Below are 19,413 nucleotides of genomic sequence, written 5' to 3' on the forward strand. Positions count from 1 at the left end.
AATTAAAATAAAAACCATAAAAATCATAAATCTAGTCATTAAACTTTAGGGATGTAACTATGAGAATATTTACCAAGTCGCTAGTCGCCGGTGCGATCAGTTTAGCAATGGTACAAGCCCAAGCGGCCGATAACGAAACCACTAGCGAACAAAATATTGAACGCATAGCGGTAACTGGTTCACAAATCAAGGGCGTTGACTTAGAAGGCACGCAGCCACTAAGTGTGTTTAGTGCTAAAGATATCGCTCGCTCCGGTGCAAGCAATATTTCTGAGTTCATGCGTCAAGTCGGCCAAACTCGCGGCGGTACAGGTTCGTTTTCAACCTCAGAATCAGGCGCAACCTCTACCTCAACACCTGCTGGTCAAGCGGCGGCATCTCTTAGAGGTATGGGCCCATCATCAACACTTACTTTAGTTAACGGTCGTCGTATTGCTGCCAGCTCCTTTGCTTCTGGTACCGAAAACTTTGTTGATATCAACAGCATTCCTCTTGCCGCGATTGAACGCATTGAAGTGCTTGCCACAGGGGCTTCAGCGATTTACGGTGCCGATGCGGTAGCCGGTGTTATTAACTACATTTTGAAAAAAGACTACCAAGGCGCTGAGTTTAATGTCTCATATGGCAACAGCTTTGCCAGCAGCGATGAAGGTCAGTACAATCTTAACTTTGTCGCAGGTACCGACTTTGTTGGTGGTCAGCTCACCGTTTATGCAGATTATTTTGACCGCAATAAGTTTACTGCACAAGACCGAAGCTATACCCGCGATCCACTGTTAGAAAGTTCGTATTCATACCTACCGAAAGACACGCCAAATATTTATTATTGGTCGGCGGTTGACGGCAATGAAATAGGCGCGCCAAATTGTAAAACTGAATTTGTTACCACCGAGTTCGGTGAAGATATCTGTGCCTACTACCGCAATGAAGACGATGTCTTAGAGACGCCAATGGAATCGGCATCAGTTGGTTTTAACTACAGCAAAGATTTTGGCGACGTAAACTGGAACACCGACTTTTTCTTTTCAAATACCAAGTCAACCAGTCAATCAGCTCCTGCACCTATCGACCAAATTGATGACAGTGAAGGCCCTTGGGCGAACGAAACCGCGTTAGAAATTTTTGACCAAGCAACCCAAGACGCATTATTTGATGCGATCTATATCGACCCATATGATACGCCGGCAGGACAAGAGCTGTGGGGCTTTCGTTACGATGCCCGTTTTGGTACACCGCGCACCGTAGATGTTGAAACCGATGCATTTCGTTTAGTAACCGGTCTGTCGGGTGAGATGAGTGGCTGGGATTGGGAAACCGCCGTTACCGTATCAAAATCAGAATCAGAGCAAGTGGCAGTTGCCGGTATTTATAACCGCTATAAGTATCATGCGGTATCAAATGGCGAGCTTTGTAGCGATGGCTCAATCGCCAACTTTGACGGTGCTAGCTTATCGTGTAGTTCGGGTGAATTACTGGGCATGTACAATCCGTTTTTAGCCGGTGATGCCAACAACGATGCGCTATTAGCGATGGCACAAGAAATGCCAACGCGCGACGGTGAAAGTACCGTTTATGCCTGGGATGCAAAAATTAGCGGCGAGCTATTTGAATTAAATAACAATCCGGTTAGCGCTGCATTTGGTGTTGATGTTCGCCGAGAAGAGATCACCGACACGCCGTCACTAAACTCGCAAGCGCGCCCTGAAAACGGTTATTTAGTCGATGTGTTTGGTTTTGGTTCGAGTTTATCTGAAGCCGACCGTACTCAATACGGCGCCTTTGCTGAATTTTATGTGCCGTTAAGTGATACCTTAGAAGTACAGTTGGCGGGTCGTTTCGATGATTACGACGATTTTGGCAGTACATTTAATCCAAAGCTTGGCTTAACCTATCGTCCTATTGATGAGTTAGTGTAGCGCGCGTCTTGGTCAACCGCGTTTAGAGCGCCATCGCTAACCCAAGCAGGGGTTAAACTGCGCACCACCACCGCAAGTTTTGACTGTGGTTCAAATCAAGCGGTTGCCGATCTTTATTGTGAAGGCTTTGGTTTAGAGCGCAGTGAAAACGTGCTTGAACTGGGGAACTCAGCGTTAAAACCAGAAGAGTCTGAGTCAGTGAGTATCGGTTTTGGTTTTAGTCCAACCGAAGATATCACCCTTACCGTTGACTATTGGTCGTTTGATCATGAAAAACTAATCGACACCGATATGACAGGGGTATTAGATCGTGCCATTAGCGATGCAAGTTTGCGTCATTGTGGTCTAGTACCTGAAGGCGAAATGGGTATCTCTTATGATCCCGATTTATGTTTGGTTACGGATGGTGACGGCGTTAACGGTTTGACCATTGAACAAGACGGCGCAAACTTGACTGAAATTCTTGATAACTGGATTGCATTCGATGACCCTCGCTACTACGAGTTACCATTGTACCGCGACCATGTTATACAACTAGAAAACACAGGTAAGCAAACGCTAAGTGGTGTGGATGTGGCTTATACCCAAAATATCGATTTGGCGACAGGCCGTTTAACCTTAGACGCTGATTGGACTCATTACGTTGAGTTTGAGCGCAATAAGCCTGGTTCAGATACAATCGAAGACTTAGCCGGTACGTGGCGCTACCCAGAAAATGTTGCCAGTATTCGCATCGGTTACGAATTGGACAACTTCTACTCGAGCGTTACCGCCTTGTACACCGACAGTTATGCCGATGATGTCGAGGGGCTTCGCGGTCGTCAAATAGACGAATTAGAAGCACTGGGTGAACTTGATGAAAATGGTTTAAGAGACGTTGACTCTTGGACTACGGTTAATGTGAACGCCGGTTATGACTTTGATAACATCAACATTAACTTATCAATCAACAACCTGTTTGATGAAGAGCCGCCAACAGCTTATGGCTCAAGCCGTGGCTTTGATTCAATCAATCACAATGCGCTTGGCGCAAACTACCGTTTATCGTTTACGTACTTTATGAAGTAAGCGATAACGGCTGTTGAACTTTGCAAAAGCAATGAGCAAAGTTCAACAGACCCTAACGAAAACACTGCGGCCGTAAAGTCGCAGTGTTAATTCGTCTCTTCCGCACTATTATTAAGCCGTGCCCTATAGATTAAGTTTTTATAACTGGATAGCTCCATGCAAGCAAATAGCAAAGTCGCACCGAGCGCGACAAGGCAGATGCCTGACGCCTTTATTATTCTATTTTTCGTAGTGGTGATCGCCGCTGTTGTTACCCATATTGTGCCAGCCGGTACCTTTGCCACCCAAGCCTCAGAAGACGGCAGCCGCCAGTTGCTGGTGGCGGGTACTTATCAACAAGTCGAACAAGACATGGGCGTGCCATTATTTGCTGCCGGTGGAGGAAATGGCTTTTTTAATTTTGCTTTTGAAGGATTAGTCTCCGGTGATAAATGGGGGAGCGCGATTGGCGTTATCATGTTCATTCTGATCACTGGTGGCGCGTTTGGCATTGTTATGCAAACGGGCGCGATTACCAATGCCATCCACGCGCTGATACGGCGTGCAAGCCATGCCGAAAAGCTATTTATTCCAGTGTTATTTGTACTATTCTCCCTCGGCGGGGCGGTATTTGGCATGGGTGAAGAAGCCATTGCCTTTTGTATCGTCCTGCTCCCTTTAATGAAAGCGCTTGGCTACAATGGCATGATCACCGTGATGGTCACCTACGTAGCCACCCAAATCGGATTTGCGACCTCTTGGATGAATCCGTTTAGTGTCGCCATAGCCCAAGGCATTGCGCAAGTACCGCTATTATCAGGCGCTGGTTTTAGGGTGTTACTGTGGTCGGTGTTCACCCTTGTTGGCTTAGCCTTTACCATGCGCTATGCGGCGTTAACAAAACGAACAGACGTCGACATTAACAGCCAAACACTCTCCACTGACCCGTCCGTTAAATTTACCGCTGTTGATGCCGCCATTTTGTTAATTTTTACCGCGGTTATTGTTTGGATCATCTGGGGGGTGGTCAACCAAGGTTATTATATTCCAGAAATCGCCAGCCAATTTTTTACCATGGGCTGTGTCATAGGTGCGGTAGCGATTATTGGCAAGCGTTTGTCTATCAACCAGGTCTCAGAAGCCTTTCAACAGGGAGCTAAAGACTTGCTACCCGCGGCGTTGATTGTTGGCTTAGCCAAAGGCATTGTCATATTACTAGGTGGCGATGATCCATCAAGCCCGTCGGTGCTCAATACCATTTTGCACAATGCCTCGAGTTTGGCTTCAGGCTGGTCGGCGCATGTGAGTGCGGTATTTATGCTGATATTTCAGTCGGTATTTAACTTTTTTATCTCTTCAGGTTCGGGGCAAGCGGCGTTAACCATGCCACTAATGGCACCCTTAGCCGACTTAGTGGGTGTCAGTCGACAAGTCGCGGTGCTGGCATTTCAGCTCGGTGATGGTTTTACCAATATCATTATTCCCACCTCGGCATCATTAATTGGCTGTTTGGGGGTGGCGAAAATCGATTGGCTGGACTGGGTGAAGTTTATTTATCGCTTTTTATTGATGTTAATGGCATTATCCGTCGCCACCATGATAACTGCCGTCGCCATTGGTTTTTAGTGAGGACACCATGAAATTATTTAAACAAGCACACGTACTGACCCCCGAATCCATTGGCATAAAAGATGTGTTGGTTAGTGGTAGCCGAATCGTTGCAATCGACGATAATATTGATATTAAAGCCACCCATGGTCTAGAGGTGGTTGATTGCACGGGGAAATACTTGGTGCCAGGCTTTGTCGACTCGTTGGTTCATATCAGTGGTGGTGGCGGAGAGGGCGGTTTTACCACTCGTACTCCACAAATGCCTTTTGCCGATGCCGTTAAAGGCGGCGTCACCAGCCTCATTGGCGTACTGGGTACAGATGCCATCACCCGCTCACTCGAAGATCTCCTAGCCAAAGCGAAAGCGCTTAAAAGCAACGGTTTATCTGTTTATTGTCACACCGGAAATTATCACTACCCTGTGGTGACCATCACCGGTAGTGTTGAAAAAGACATTATGCTTATTGATGAGTTTATTGGTGTTGGTGAAATTGCTATTGCCGATCATCGCGGCTCGCAGTTGAGCTGGCAAGAGCTGGCGCGCATCGCCGCCCAAGCACGAGTGGGGGGCATGCTAGCAGGCAAGGGTGGGAAAGTGAGTATTCACGTTGGCGATGGTAAGGATGGTTTAAACATATTGCACCAGGTTGCCAAGTACAGTGATATTGCTCTTGCTCAATTTTATCCTACCCACATAAATCGTACAGAATCGGTTTTAAAGCAAGGCTTCGCGTTGGCTAAAGCGGGCGGATTTATTGATTTTACTACCAGCACCACAGAGCAGATTCTTGCCGATGGTGAAGTGGCTGCTCCACTGGCGTTAAAGCAAGCGCTAGATCATGGCGTTGCAGTTGGGCAAATTACCATGAGCTCAGATGGCAATGCCAGTTTGCCGGTGTTTGATAAACAGGGAAAACTAATTGATTTGCAAATAGGGCAAGTTACAAGTTTACATCAGGCATTTGTTGATGCGGTGAAAGAACATGACGTGGAGATCAGTTCAGCTTTAAAGACCATAACCTTAAATCCAGCAAGAATCTTAGGTTTAGCGCACAAGGGACAGCTAGCCAAGGGCTGTGATGCTGATATAGCAATATTGGATTGCAAGACGCTTGCTGTTGAGCAAGTATACGCCATGGGGCAGTGCTTAATGAATGGTGAGGACGATATAAAGCCAACTTACTTTAACGTATAGCGAAAATGCGCTCTAGTGGTATTCAAGCTCCACAATCTGTCGATTACCGCTAACCTATGTATACCGACGAAATGTAAAAAACGCCACATGAGTGGCGTTTTTTGATTGCTAACAGTGTCCCTGTATTCGCGCTTTAGCTAGAAGCCTTTCTGGCACTACTGGAAGTCGCATAAGGCGCCAGTGAATCTCGAGGCACATAGCTCGGGGTGAACAGTCGCTGAATAGACTTGGTTTTACATTGATACACATCTTTGAGCACCATACGTGCCACCATGTGACCCATGTCGTCAACGGGGTTGTTAATCGTTGAAAGGCGAGGGTAGAGATAACTGGTAAAGAATACGTTATCAAAGCCAATGATAGACAAATCGTCGGGTAGCGAAAAACCGTGTTCTCGGGCTAGTTTCATCGCACCTGACGCCATCTCATCATTACCACAAGCTAGTGCGGTAAAGTGTTGCTTGCTATCAATAAAGTATTTTAAGCCATCGGCACCGCCGGTTTCTTGGAAGTCGCCATAATAGACTAAATCCTGATCAAACGCGATGTTGTACTCGGCCAGAGCGCGTTTATGCCCCTCTAGGCGCTGATTGGCGTCGCTTTTAAACAAAGGCCCACTAATGTAGGCGATGTCTCGATGACCTTGGTCGATCAGCGCTTTGGTCGCTATATAGCCACCGTGTTCATTATCGAGGCTAATGCACCTATCAGCCAATTCACTGATGTGACGACTGATCAAAAAAATCGGCGTGTTTCCCTTACTTAATTTACGTAAATAGGCGTCAGATAACGCTTCACTGTGGACGATAAGGGCATCACAGTTTCGGCTAATTAAAAAATCGATACCTTCTTTTTCACGTTGTTCGTTACTGTGCCCGGTGGTAAAGATAACGTGTTTGCCTAAGGCGCGAAACTCGGATTCTATACCCGACATCATGGCGCCAAAAAAAGGACCGTGAATTTCAGCCACTAATACACCAACACTATTGGTGCGATTGGAGGCAAGTGATTGCGCGATAGAGTTAGGTCGGTAACCTAACTCCTGCATCGCTTTTTCAACTTTTTCACGTGTGCGGTCACTTACTTTAGCGTTGTTGTTAAGCACCCGTGATACGGTCGCAACCGAGACACCCGCTAGCTCTGATACTTGGTAAATCGTCGCCATAGTCCGCTCCCAAATCGCCTAGGATGAATGCGTACTAGGCAGTTGACTTTGAATTTCAATGACTCGATCGGTAGTCAAGGTATACTTGCGCATCACCCAGGCAACCACAAATGAACCAATGGCTGGAAAAACCGTAAACGACAGCAACAAACCTTGCTTAGTCGCTTCTGTTTGCACGGTATCGGCTTGGTAGTCGTAAAAGGCCAATAACCAACCGGCAATAGCGCCACCCAATGCGACCCCAATTTTAATAAAAAAGATCACACCTGAGTAAACCAAGCCCGTTATGCGAACCCCAGTTTTCTTGTGGCCGTAGTCAATGGTGTCCGCCATTTTGGACCACAATAGTGGGGTGCCCATATCGAGGAAAAACTTCCATAAAATAAAGGCGACAAAGGCAAGTACAATCTGATCAGATTGAATGAAAAAGCTCAATACACAAATTGAGGCCGCAATGGCTTGTAATGTGATATAGGCCTTTATTTTACACACGCGCTTAGCCAGTGGCTGAGCCACGGCGCAGCCGACCATACTGGCCACAACGCCCAAAGTCATAAACGAAGTGATTAAGTCTTCTCTGCCTAAAAAGTACTTAACATAGTAAGCGGCAAGAGTTAAGCGGATAACTTGGCCGCCCAATAAGAACATGGCTGCTACACAAAGCAGGCGCCATTGGTCATTTTGCCAGATTGACTGTAAGCTATTGCCGAAGGTGATATTTGACTGTTGTGGTTGTTCGACGCGCTCTTTGGTGCCGGCAAAGCACAGCAAAAACATCACTAAGCCCATGATGCTCATTAACGTCATCGCATATTGGTAACCTTTGGCGTTATCACCCTGACCAAAATACTCCACCAGCGGCATGGTACACGCGGCAACAATAACCCCGCCGAGCATACCAAATACGAAGCGATACGACTGCACCGAAACACGCTCTTTGGGATCGTCGGTTAGTGCCCCGCCTAACGCACAGTAGGGAATGTTGATTGCGGTGTAAGCAACCATTAACAGCACGTACGTACTGAATGCGTAGACAATTTTAGCCGTGCCTTGCAAGTCAGGTACGGTGAAAGTAATGATGCTGATCAGCGCAAAGGGCAGTGCTAACCAAAGCAGGTAAGGGCGAAAATGTCCCCAACGACTGTTTGTTTTGTCGGCGAGTGTACCCATCAGAGGATCGGTTACGGCGTCAAATATGCGCACCGCCAAAAACATGGTACCTACGGTTGCAGGATCTAAACCGACGACGTCGGTGTAGTACAACATGAGGAACATCATCACCGTTTGGAAGATGATGTTACTTGCGGTATCGCCTAGTCCATAGGCAATTTTTTCTTTTACACTGAGCATGGTGACATCTCTATTAATCGTTGTTTTTAACTTGCTCGTCGATAGTAAACTAGCGGGCGTTGCCCGCTATTATATCGGTGTTCGAGTGTTGGTCATAGCACAAGAGTTGAGCATACCCTTGCTAGCGGTTGCTAATCAACTGTTTGTAGGCATGACCACTCTTTTTAATGGTGCGTTGTTGAGTTTGGTAGTCGACGTAAACAATACCAAAGCGCTTGCGATAACCTTCCGCCCATTCAAAGTTGTCCATCAAGCTCCAAGCGAAGTAGCCTTGAATATCGACACCTTGCTCGATCGCATTGTGTACAGCATTTAAGTGTTGTTGGTAGTAACCAAGGCGGTCGTCATCGTTAACGACACCATTTTCAATAGTGTCAGGCATGGCGGCACCGTTTTCAGTGATAAACACCGGTGGCAGGTCATAGCGTTCATTAAGAGACACTAATAACTCAGTAAACGCTTTGGGATAAATTTCCCAGCCCATATCGGTGCGGGGTGCTGGCGCTGGTAATTCTCGATAGATATTTTCTGCGTCGGCTTGGTAAATCGCGCGGGTGTAAAAGTTGATGCCGAGAAAATCGATACTCCCGCCAATAATTTCCATATCGCCTTGTTCAATGTCAGGGCGACTCGATGCAGGAAGTTGCTCGATAATGTCAGGGTATGATTTGTTTAATATCGGCTTGATATACCACTGGTTAAAATACTGGTCGGCATAATCGGCTGCTTGTTTGTCGGCCTCACTATCGGTAGCTGGGTAGCCAGGGGTGAAGTTTAACACGATGCCATTTTGAGTTTGTGGCGTATTGCGCTTTAACACCTGCATTGCTAACCCATGAGCGAGTAACAAGTGATGAGCGCTCTTGCGACCGAGGTCTTGACCGGTTAGGCCCGGGGCATGAATACCAATTTCATAGCCTAAATACGACGAGCAAAATGGTTCGTTCAATGTAGCATAGGAGTACACCTTACCGTCGAATGCTTTAGTGATCAGATCAACGTAGTGGGCAAATTCATACGCCGTTTGTCGGTTTAGCCAGCCACCGTTATCTTCTAAATGCTGTGGTAAATCCCAGTGATAAAGTGTTACGTAGGCTTTTATATTGCGCTTTGCAAGCTCGTTTAAAATATTGAGATAAAAGTCAACGCCATCTTGGTTAAGTTGACCATTTTTGGTCATCACGCGAGGCCATGAAATTGACAGGCGATAGGCATCGACCCCCAAGGACTCAATCAGGTTGATGTCGTCTAACCAACGGTGATAGTGATCACACGCTTCGTGGCCATCTGAGCCATCGGCAATTTTCCCTTCGGTCGCACAAAACGTATCCCAAATGCAGTCTAGACGATGATCTTTACCACCTTCAATTTGAAATGAAGCTGTTGCCACGCCATAGGTGAACGATTTGTCGAGCATTTTTGACTTGCTTGGTAATTGCAATGTAGCCATGGTCAGAAGTACCTTTTTTCCTAATTTATAGTGGGAATGTTTAACTTTTTATAACGCGCCTTGAAAATTGGTTGATTAACGCAACAAAATTTATTCTAATATGGTGAAAGCGCTTACATCCGTATAGGCGTAAGATTATTGTTTCTTGAATTGTAAATCAACTAAATTGTATCGATTAGTCACACAAACGGTGCGATGACGTAAACGAAACAGTGCAAAAATAATAATGAAGCATATTACAATAGGAGATATTATGGCTTCGTCGCTCCCTTCAGGTTCCGTGCAAACCTCAAACGCCTCAAATTCAGGGTATGGTTTTGCGTTAACATCATTAACCTCATTGTTTTTTATGTGGGGTTTTATTACGTGTCTAAACGACATCTTAATTCCACATTTAAAAGGCATCTTCGACCTGTCATACGCGCAAGCGATGCTAGTTCAATTTTGCTTTTTCGGCGCATATTTTATCGTCTCTATTCCAGCTGGTATGTTGGTTAAAAAAGTCGGCTACCAACGCGGTATTGTCGCCGGTTTAATCGTTGCGGCTTTGGGCTGTTTGTTGTTCTATCCAGCGGCTTCAATGCACAGCTACCCAGTGTTTTTATTTGCGTTATTTGTATTGGCATCTGGTGTGACCATTTTACAAGTATCTGCAAACCCGTATGTTAGCTGTTTAGGCCGACCAGAAACGGCATCGTCACGCCTTACGTTAACCCAGGCGTTTAACTCATTAGGAACCACCGTTGCACCATTTTTTGGCGCCTGGTTTATTCTAAACGAGGCGGTGTTGGCGACGGCATCGGCACAAGAGAAAGCTGCGTCAGTGCAAATGCCATACGTTGGCTTAGCCGCTGCGTTTTTGGTTTTGGCTGCTATTTTTGCATGGTTAAAACTTCCTCACATTGAAGACGAACAAGAACACGATACCACGTCAAACGCTGTTGGTAGCGCGTGGGGTTACTCTCACCTTGTACTTGGTGCTGTGGGTATTTTTGTCTACGTAGGTGCTGAAGTTGCCATTGGTAGTTTCTTAGTTAACTATTTCCACGAGTTAGACATCAAAGGTCTTGAAACCGAATCTCAAGCGGCTAAGTACATCGCTTACTACTGGGGCGGTGCCATGGTAGGTCGCTTTATAGGTGGTGTTGCGATGCAAAAAATCGCCGGTGGTAAAGCGTTGGCGTTTAACGCTGTTGCAGCCATTGTGTTATTGGCCATTACTATCACCCAAGATGGCGAAGTAGCTATGTGGTCGATTCTATTGGTTGGTTTGTGTAACTCAATTATGTTCCCAACCATTTTCTCTTTAGCGGTAACCGGCCTAGGTCGTCACACATCGCAAGGCTCTGGTATTCTTTGTCTTGCAATCGTTGGTGGTGCAATTATACCAGTAGTACAAGGTCTATTAGCTGACTCAATTGGTGTGCAGCTATCATTCGTACTACCTATTTTCTGTTACGCGTTTATTGCTTACTACGGCCTAAAAGGCTCTGTACCGAAGCACGCTTAAGCTAGATTGATAATTTTAGGAAAGAAAATATGAACGTTAAATTAACAAAACTGGCCATTTGCACCACGCTTGCGCTTGGTGTTATTGGTTGCGGCGAAAAAGCCGAAAAAGCCAATAGCGAGCCAGGTCAGGTTGCTGACGTCGCAGAGGTTGAGGCGGTTCAAGCAGACGTTTCGACCAAAGTTGACCCAACCAAGGGCAACCTAGATATCTGGCCAACGCTGGATATCGCGGTAAAAACTGATGCCGACGTAGAAAAACGCGTACAAGACATCATGTCTACTATGACGTTAGAGCAAAAAGTTGCGCAAATGATCCAGCCTGAAATTCGCGATATTACGGTTGAAGATATGCGCAAGTACGGCTTTGGCTCCTACTTAAACGGCGGTGGTGCGTTTCCAAATAACGATAAGCACGCAACGCCTCAAGATTGGATTAAACTGGCTGAAGATTTATACCAAGCGTCAATTGACGACAGTCTAGACGGGTCAACCATTCCAACTATGTGGGGTACCGATGCGGTACACGGTCACAACAACGTGATTGGCGCAACATTATTTCCGCACAATATTGGTTTAGGTGCCGCGAATAACCCTGAATTAATTGAAAAAATCGCAGCGGTTACCGCAACCGAAGTGATGGTAACCGGTATTGACTGGGTATTTGCACCAACCGTTGCGGTAGTTCGCGATGATCGCTGGGGTCGCACTTATGAAGGTTATTCTGAAGACCCAGATATCGTGCGCGAGTATTCGGCATCGATCGTAAAGGGTTTACAAGGTCATGCGGATGGCGACTTTTTAAGTGATAAGCGCGTTATCTCAACGGTTAAACACTTTATCGGTGACGGTGGTACGGTTAAAGGTGATGACCAAGGCGATAACATTGCCAGTGAGCAAGAGCTGTTTGACATCCACGCTCAAGGTTACGTCGGCGGTTTAACCGTTGGAGCGCAATCGGTGATGGCGTCTTTTAACAGCTGGCACGGTAAAAAGAACCACGGTAACAAATACCTGTTAACCGACGTGTTAAAAGACAAAATGGGCTTTGACGGTTTTGTTGTGGGTGATTGGAATGGTCACGGTCAAATTAAGGGCTGTTCAAATGAAAGCTGTCCACAGGCGATTAACGCTGGCTTAGACATTTTCATGGTGCCAACCGGCGCGTGGAAGCCTCTGCTTGAAAACACCATCGCTCAAGTTAAATCAGGTGACATTGCAATGAGCCGTGTCGATGATGCTGTGGCGCGTATTTTACGCGTTAAAGTTCGCGCAGGCTTGTTTGAAAAACCAAGTCCGGCTAAGCGTCCGTTTTCGGGTAAAACCGAATTGATTGGTGCTAAAGAACACCGAGATGTTGCGCGTCAAGCGGTTCGTGAGTCGTTGGTATTGTTGAAAAACAAAAATAACATTCTGCCGCTATCACCGACGCAAAATATTCTTGTTGCCGGTGACGGTGCCGATAACATCGGCAAACAATCAGGTGGCTGGACAATCACTTGGCAAGGTACCAACAATACCAATGATGACTTCCCTGGTGGTACGTCAATCTATGATGGTATTGCTGCACAAGTTGCTGCGGCTGGTGGTAAAGCAACCTTAAGTGTTGATGGTAGCTTTGAAGAAAAGCCTGACGTTGCCATTGTTGTTTTCGGTGAAGAGCCATACGCTGAAGGTCACGGCGATCGCGATAATTTAGATTATCAGCGCGGTGAAAAATCCGATTTAGCTTTGTTGAAATCATTGAAACAACAAGGTATCCCGGTGGTATCGGTATTCATCAGTGGACGTCCTATGTGGGTTAATGCGGAATTAAATGCCTCAGATGCCTTTGTTGCGGCTTGGTTGCCTGGTTCTGAGGGTAATGGTGTTGCCGAAGTTCTACTGGCCAATAGCGATGGCTCAATGCAGTACGACTTCACCGGTAAACTTTCATTTTCATGGCCTAAAACGCCTGATCAAGCAACCGTTAATCGCCATGACGACGATTATGCACCACTGTTGCCATACGGTTTTGGTTTGAGCTATGGCGATGGCAATGTATTGGCTGACGATCTGGATGAAACAATTAACATTGACTTTGATAACGCAGAAAACTTGAAGCTGTTTACTGGCCAAATGCAAAAACCATGGATTATGACGTTAGTCTCTGGCTCTGACAGCTTAGCAGTGAACTCAAATACTCACACGCTAGGCGCGCTTAACTACCGCACCATTGATAAAGTGGTACAAGAAGATGCGCGTAAGGTTACCCTAGACGGTAGCGCATTAGCGGGTCTGCGCATTAATAGCTTTGGTCACTTCCGCGAAGATTTGCGTTCACAATTACAACTTCAATCAGCGCTTCGCTTTAACTTAAATGTTATGGCCAAACCAAGCGACAAAGTGTTCTTGGTTATGCGTTGTGAAGGCGAAGGTGAGTGTGCGGGTAAAATTGATATTACCGATAAAGTAAACGAGCTTGCCGAAAACACTTGGAACGATGTAAGCATTGACTTAGCGTGCTTTAAAGACGCTGGTATGAGCTTTGCCGATGCCAACGTCGTGTTTGAATTGGTAACTGCGGGTACATTTGAATTTGGCGTAAGCATGATTGAAATGGTGCCAGTGACAGCCAAAGACGCGACAGTGAGTTGTCAGTAACTCTTTGCTTGAGTGACAATACATTGCCCAGATAGACAATTAAAAAACCCAGCATCTCGCTGGGTTTTTTGTCGTCTGTCAGCGGATAAACGGCTAGTCGAGACAACGTATTTATCGATTTGTGACGCGCACTTTGCAAACCCAGATTGAATATATAACCAAGTTTATGGCGCTAGTAGAAGACAAAATGGCAGACACTTTCTATGCTAATTAGCAAAATACAATACACAATACACGTAGAACACCAAGCACAACACGTATAAGGATTTATTATGAAACGATTTTCGTCACTGTTTTTGTTGAGCAGTGTGACTTTAGTCTCAGCACACGCGGCTGATTTCGATGAGGCATCGGCAAAGCAAGTCTACATACTCAACGCTGAAGATGCACAAGAGAAACACGACGCTTGGCAATTGGTTTGGCAAGATGAGTTTAATAACGCGCAAATTGATGATTCAAAGTGGTCGTTTGAAGTTAATTGTTTTGGCGGTGGTAACAACGAACAGCAGTGCTATACCGACCGCAAAGTGAATGCCTATATCGACAATGGCCAGTTAGTGATTAATGCGCAACAAGAAACGTACAGTGGTCCCGCCTTGCACGATGACCATCCATCGTACGCACCCACGACACTACGAGAGCTTCCCTTTACCTCGGCGAGGTTACGCAGTAAAGGTAAGGGCGATTGGCGATATGGGCGCTTCGAGATTCGCGCAAAATTGCCGTTTGGTCAAGGTAGCTGGCCGGCAATTTGGATGTTGCCAACCGATTGGGTGTACGGCTCATGGGCGAGTTCAGGTGAAATCGATATTATGGAAGCGGTCAACTTAAAAGCGCCTTCAGATGCGCCAGGAGAAGAGCCAAATACACCGGAAAGTCGCATTCACGGGACCTTACACTACGGTGGCGTAGCCCCTGATAATGTGTACACAGGTGTTGGCGTCAAACTACCAAACCTCGCCAATCCTGCCGATGGTTTTCACACCTATGCTGTTGAGTGGGAGCAGGGCGAAATTCGCTGGTATGTCGACGATATTCACTTTGCGACTCAGACCGCTGAACATTGGTATAGCAAAACCAAAGACGCGTTAGGTGATTGGCAAATGCGCGATAAAGATGCGCCATTTGATCAACGTTTTCACCTGCTGCTTAATTTAGCCGTTGGCGGGGCGTGGCCTGAGAACGTCAATAACAAAGGTATCGACAACAGCGTATTTCCACAGCAAATGCGCGTTGATTACGTGCGCGTTTACCAGTGCAGTATAGACCCTGAAACAGGAAAAGGCTGTGCTCAAATTAACCCTCACGCCAAGCTTGTCAAATAAGTTGGATAATTTTGTGAAAAGTATGGAAATGTAAATTAAAATATGTCATTTTAATTCGTGGTAAGCATGCTGTTAATACATTGTTGTATGGGCGATTCAGCAGAGAAACTGATCTGTTGTGAGACATGCTAAGTAATGTTTTGGTTGCAACACTATGACAATAAATGTAAGCGCTTTCATGTCGATTTGGCATATGATTGTTACGATTCAAATACGAATTGTATGCAAGGCCTGTGATCAGGTCATGTTGAATGCGCTGAGCTTTTGTTGAAAGGTTGCTTCACAACATGGATGTTTTATAACCAATATAAGAAGAGAGAGACAATGAGAAGAACAAAACTCACAATGATGTCTGCCGTAATGGGGGCGAGCTTTATTGGCTTGACCGGCTGCGTTGGCGATTCCTTAGATGCTGATGTCGATAGCGTCTTGGGAAAAGAGCCACCGTATTTTACCAGCCAAGCAATGGTGGAAGCAAAAGAAGGCCAGGAATATGTTTATACAATCGGTGTCGACGATGAGGATAGTGTTGATTTAACCATATCTGCAGATACGTTACCGAGTTGGTTAACGTTTGACAGTTCAACCAATACACTACGCGGTACACCGTCAGTTGATGATATTGGCGAACACGTGGTTGTTATTTCAGTTACAGACGGTGAAAGTACGCGTAAACAAGAATTTGTTATCATAGTCGTCGAAGGTGCTGGTGACTGGGTCATGGTCTGGAGTGATGAATTTGACGGAACCAGCTTAAACGCGGACAACTGGAACGTTGAAACGGGCGATGGGTCGCAATACGGCCTAGTTGGCTGGGGTAACAATGAATTGCAGTGGTATCAAAACGAAAACATTACCGTTGAAAACGGCAATCTAGTGATAACCGCGAAACAAGAAGCATCAAACAATTATAATTACACTTCTGGTCGGATGCGCTCAGATGGCAAAGTTGATATTCAATATGGACGTATTGAAGCACGCATTAAAGTGCCAGGAGGTCAAGGTTTGTGGCCAGCATTTTGGATGTTACCAACAAACAGCCAGTACGGCGGATGGGCAAGTGGTGGTGAGATCGACATCATGGAAGTGTTTAGTGCCACACAAGATAATAATAATGATGCTCAAGGAACTCTGCATTACGGTATGGCTTGGCCACTGAATGTTTATTCTTTTGCCAAAGCTGGACAGCCGGTCTTGGGCGATTATCACCTTTTTGCAATTGAGTGGGAAGAAGATGAAATTCGTTGGTACTTAGACGATTTACATTATGGTACCATTACCTCTGAAACTTGGTGGAGCTACTACTATAAAGACCAAGAAACAGGGTATGTGGGCGACAGTGCTGCACCGTTTAATCAGCCCTTTCACTTATTGCTAAATGTTGCCGTTGGTGGCAACTTGCCTGGCTCACCTAATGCCGACACCGAATTTCCAGCGCAAATGATGGTAGACTACGTGCGAGTCTATGAGTGTGAAACCGATCCGGTTACTGGCAAGGGGTGCGCGGCCAACGTTAACCCAGAGGTAGAACTACCGGCAGCAGACAATTTTTATGTTGCTGAATACCCATTATTTATTGATGGTGACGATAAATTGTCATGGCAAGTTCAATCGGCATCAGTTGAGCGAGCGCTACAAGCCGTAGTTGGCTGGGACAACAATGGTGCGATATCATTAACACAACCAGATCTTGGCAACGAGCGTGGTACTGTTCTTGAAATAAATACCGGTGACAAAGGCAATGTGTTGATCAACGCGGTCGACGGTGACACCTTGTCATTGTTTGGTATGGGCAACTCGGCTCGTCCATGGGAGTTACATGCTGGAGAGTTGAAGTTTGACTTATTTATCGACAGCACCGTAACACCAGATGAGAGTCAAATCTTTATTAAAATGGATTCAGGCTACCCTAAACTTGGTGTGGTAACCCTCAATGTTGCGGACCTTAAAAAAGATATGTGGCAAAGTGTATCAGTGAAAGTGAATGACATTATCGCTACGCCAGGTGAGCAACCGTTAAACACCAATGACGTGTTAAATCCGTTCATTATTGAATTTAGCGGCGCAGCAAGGGTTATGGTCGACAACGTGACTCTAAAATGTGGTCACAAGGATGATAACGGATGTGGTATTGCTCCACCGCCAATCAATGTAGATACCGAGACGCTCGATGTTTTTGTTGACGAAGTGAACAGCGATATTTGGACTAACGGTATTGGCGCATGGGATACGGCATCAGGTCAAGATTATTTTGATGGCGCGAATGGCTTTGTTCAATGGCAAACTGTTGCTGAACAAGACCGAGGTGATGTGTTACAGGTAACTTTTGGCGGTGCAGACGCAGATGGCCTGTTATATATTCAGTCAGGGCAACCAGTTGACTTGAGTGCGTTCAGTGATGGCAGTTTGGTGTTTGACTTGAAAGTGCTCGATTACGCCGACACCGCCAGTGGCATGAGCTTTAAAGTTGATTGTGTATACCCATGTACAACGGGTGATCAAGTTTTAGGCGTTGTTGCAGATGGCGTCTGGGAAACCATTCGCGTTCCGGTAAGTACGTTAGTCAGCCAAGGGTTAGATATAACCTCTGTGAATACAGGCTTGGTTATTTATCCTACCTGGGGAGATCAAAATAACGTCACGTTCATGATCGATAATATCCGCTGGGAACGTACTGCTAGCGTAGGTGTTGAACCACCCGTTGAGCCGCCTGTCGTAGAAGGTGATGTGGTGATTTTCTCTGAAGAAGTTGACCCGAATTGGTCGTTTTGGGATTGCTGTGGTGGAGCGACCATATCTCAGCAAGTGGACAGTGATTACGGCAATGTATATCAAGTTGATTTTGCTGGCCCACCGACTGTCGCAGGCGTAACCGCGGAATCAGCAATTGATGTGTCATCGCTTGTCAATGGTACACTTGAGTTTGATTTGAAAATGTTATCGGCACCAACAGATGACAGTGCACAGTGGCTACTGAAAGTAGAAAGTAGCAGTGCGGATCTGTTTACCGAAATTGCTTTATCAGATAGTAACGAAGGTGTTGATCCTACCCTAGGGGAATGGCAACACTATACTTTCTCGTTTGCAACACTTGAATCGGGTGCTTTGAATTTGTCAGATGTCAAAATCATTCTTGTATTCCCGAGCTGGAGCAAAGCAAATGGTGCGAGTTATCAAATTGACAATATTGTCTTCAAGGCGAACGAATAGCGAATAAGGTCAGTCGCCAATAGAATGACTAAAATATTAAAAGGAGCGTTCATCGCTCCTTTTTTTTTACTTTCAACTCGATAGCCTATCAGTAAGTACGCATATAACCGAGCACTGTCCTAGCAATGACTTCAGGCTATCGCCGTGTTTTCTAAGGTCGACAATTGTTCTCACGCCATTGGCAGTGACCAAACATCGATAATAGTCCTCTCAAAAGCGGTGAAGTCCGCCAGCGTTTAGCTAAAGCTTAGACGCCGACTATGCCCGAACAAGCTCCCGAACAAGTTATTGGAACTGAATAAATAGATTGGCAGTCAATCGCCCCGTATTGACATCTGCTGTTATGTCATGCTGTTCAGATACCAGGGTAGAGTGAAGAATATGACCAGGGTAAATTACAAGTCGGTTAACTTTGTAGTCAATGCGATGGTACAAATCGAATATACCATGACTTTGGGTGTAATAGCCTGAAAGAGATTGGTTGTTTTGATCTATGTCGTGTTGTAACGATGTAAAGTATCGATCTTTGCGCGTTGGATTGATCCGTTCGTAACCCGTATTGCGGTGTCGAAATAAACCGGTTGCCCCATGAGGCCCGTCGTTTAAATAATGTAAGATGGCAAAAAAATTAGGGTTGGGAGTGTCAAAGTGCGGAATGCACTGCATCGGGCTTAGTTCGTTACCGTGTTTGGTGATAAGAGAGAAATGACAGCCTTTATTAATCACCGCGCGTTGAGGTGAAATTTTATAAACTTTGCGTATACCTGAAATGACTGCACTAAGGGTTTCTTTAATGTAACTGTCAGGTAACGGGCTACGCAAACCTGGGTAAAATGCCGTGTCCAGATCACTGAACACAGCTTGGTTAGCTTGTTGCTTAATATCCTCTAAGCTAAGGGCAAAATTATCAATGACAATCAACGGGATTTGTTCATTACCGACACTGCTCACTTGTACGTGACATTGGGAATTGACTTGATACTGCCCCATAA

10 protein-coding genes and 1 pseudogene are annotated in these 19,413 nt (G+C 45.8%); 7 read left to right on the forward strand and 4 right to left on the reverse strand.

From position 1 onward, the window contains the following. The first annotated feature begins 59 nt into the window (after window positions 1-59). From ACAY30_RS05450 to iadA, 3 genes and pseudogenes are all read left to right on the forward strand, one after another. A pseudogene (locus ACAY30_RS05450) lies at window positions 60-2,984 on the forward strand (TonB-dependent receptor plug domain-containing protein). 156 nt (window positions 2,985-3,140) lie between these two features. Next, window positions 3,141-4,589 (forward strand): putative basic amino acid antiporter YfcC, encoded by a 1,449-nt coding sequence (gene yfcC / locus ACAY30_RS05455; protein ID WP_290250462.1) that lies wholly within the window; start codon window positions 3,141-3,143, stop codon window positions 4,587-4,589. A gap of 10 nt (window positions 4,590-4,599) precedes the next feature. Continuing rightward, complete coding sequence (gene iadA / locus ACAY30_RS05460) at window positions 4,600-5,769, forward strand: beta-aspartyl-peptidase (protein ID WP_290250461.1); 1,170 nt, start codon at window positions 4,600-4,602, stop codon at window positions 5,767-5,769. A gap of 133 nt (window positions 5,770-5,902) precedes the next feature. Here the strand turns inward: iadA and ACAY30_RS05465 are convergent, their stop codons facing one another. The 3 genes from ACAY30_RS05465 to ACAY30_RS05475 form a co-directional block, all read right to left on the reverse strand. Then, window positions 5,903-6,934 carry a LacI family DNA-binding transcriptional regulator gene (locus ACAY30_RS05465; protein ID WP_290250460.1) on the reverse strand — a complete coding sequence of 344 codons (1,032 nt, stop codon included), beginning with the start codon at window positions 6,932-6,934 and terminating at the stop codon, window positions 5,903-5,905. A gap of 18 nt (window positions 6,935-6,952) precedes the next feature. Next, window positions 6,953-8,284 (reverse strand): glycoside-pentoside-hexuronide (GPH):cation symporter, encoded by a 1,332-nt coding sequence (locus tag ACAY30_RS05470; protein WP_290250459.1) that lies wholly within the window; start codon window positions 8,282-8,284, stop codon window positions 6,953-6,955. Between the two features lie 121 nt (window positions 8,285-8,405). Further along, window positions 8,406-9,734 (reverse strand): GH1 family beta-glucosidase, encoded by a 1,329-nt coding sequence (locus tag ACAY30_RS05475; protein ID WP_290250458.1) that lies wholly within the window; start codon window positions 9,732-9,734, stop codon window positions 8,406-8,408. A gap of 253 nt (window positions 9,735-9,987) precedes the next feature. On the opposite strand from ACAY30_RS05475, the gene ACAY30_RS05480 reads away from it, so the two are divergent. From ACAY30_RS05480 to ACAY30_RS05495, 4 genes are all read left to right on the forward strand, one after another. Further along, entirely contained in the window at window positions 9,988-11,244 is a 1,257-nt protein-coding gene (locus ACAY30_RS05480; protein ID WP_290250457.1) for a sugar MFS transporter, read from the forward strand. 29 nt (window positions 11,245-11,273) lie between these two features. Continuing rightward, window positions 11,274-13,886 carry an exo 1,3/1,4-beta-D-glucan glucohydrolase gene (locus ACAY30_RS05485; RefSeq protein ID WP_290250456.1) on the forward strand — a complete coding sequence of 871 codons (2,613 nt, stop codon included), beginning with the start codon at window positions 11,274-11,276 and terminating at the stop codon, window positions 13,884-13,886. Between the two features lie 272 nt (window positions 13,887-14,158). After that, entirely contained in the window at window positions 14,159-15,211 is a 1,053-nt protein-coding gene (locus ACAY30_RS05490) for a glycoside hydrolase family 16 protein (RefSeq protein WP_353958573.1), read from the forward strand. A gap of 324 nt (window positions 15,212-15,535) precedes the next feature. Next, on the forward strand, window positions 15,536-18,421 hold the full coding sequence (locus ACAY30_RS05495) for a family 16 glycosylhydrolase (protein WP_290250455.1): 2,886 nt from the start codon (window positions 15,536-15,538) through the stop codon (window positions 18,419-18,421). A 285-nt stretch (window positions 18,422-18,706) separates the two neighbouring features. Here the strand turns inward: ACAY30_RS05495 and ACAY30_RS05500 are convergent, their stop codons facing one another. After that, a complete protein-coding gene (locus ACAY30_RS05500) occupies window positions 18,707-19,411 on the reverse strand; it encodes a DUF6445 family protein (RefSeq protein WP_290250454.1) in 705 nt (234 codons plus the stop codon). Between the last annotated feature and the right edge of the window lie 2 nt (window positions 19,412-19,413).

The organism is Thalassotalea ponticola, from assembly GCF_041379045.1.
Classification (GTDB): Bacteria; Pseudomonadota; Gammaproteobacteria; order Enterobacterales; family Alteromonadaceae; genus Thalassotalea_A; species Thalassotalea_A ponticola.

Coding starts and splice junctions, on each gene's coding strand:
- ACAY30_RS05470 (WP_290250459.1), bottom strand. CDS start 8,284: ATGCTCAGTGTAAAAGAAAAAATTGCCTATGGACTAGGCGATACCGCA.
- ACAY30_RS05480 (WP_290250457.1), top strand. CDS start 9,988: ATGGCTTCGTCGCTCCCTTCAGGTTCCGTGCAAACCTCAAACGCCTCA.
- yfcC (WP_290250462.1), top strand. CDS start 3,141: ATGCAAGCAAATAGCAAAGTCGCACCGAGCGCGACAAGGCAGATGCCT.
- ACAY30_RS05500 (WP_290250454.1), bottom strand. CDS start 19,411: ATGGGGCAGTATCAAGTCAATTCCCAATGTCACGTACAAGTGAGCAGT.
- ACAY30_RS05495 (WP_290250455.1), top strand. CDS start 15,536: ATGAGAAGAACAAAACTCACAATGATGTCTGCCGTAATGGGGGCGAGC.
- ACAY30_RS05465 (WP_290250460.1), bottom strand. CDS start 6,934: ATGGCGACGATTTACCAAGTATCAGAGCTAGCGGGTGTCTCGGTTGCG.
- ACAY30_RS05490 (WP_353958573.1), top strand. CDS start 14,159: ATGAAACGATTTTCGTCACTGTTTTTGTTGAGCAGTGTGACTTTAGTC.
- ACAY30_RS05485 (WP_290250456.1), top strand. CDS start 11,274: ATGAACGTTAAATTAACAAAACTGGCCATTTGCACCACGCTTGCGCTT.
- ACAY30_RS05475 (WP_290250458.1), bottom strand. CDS start 9,734: ATGGCTACATTGCAATTACCAAGCAAGTCAAAAATGCTCGACAAATCG.
- iadA (WP_290250461.1), top strand. CDS start 4,600: ATGAAATTATTTAAACAAGCACACGTACTGACCCCCGAATCCATTGGC.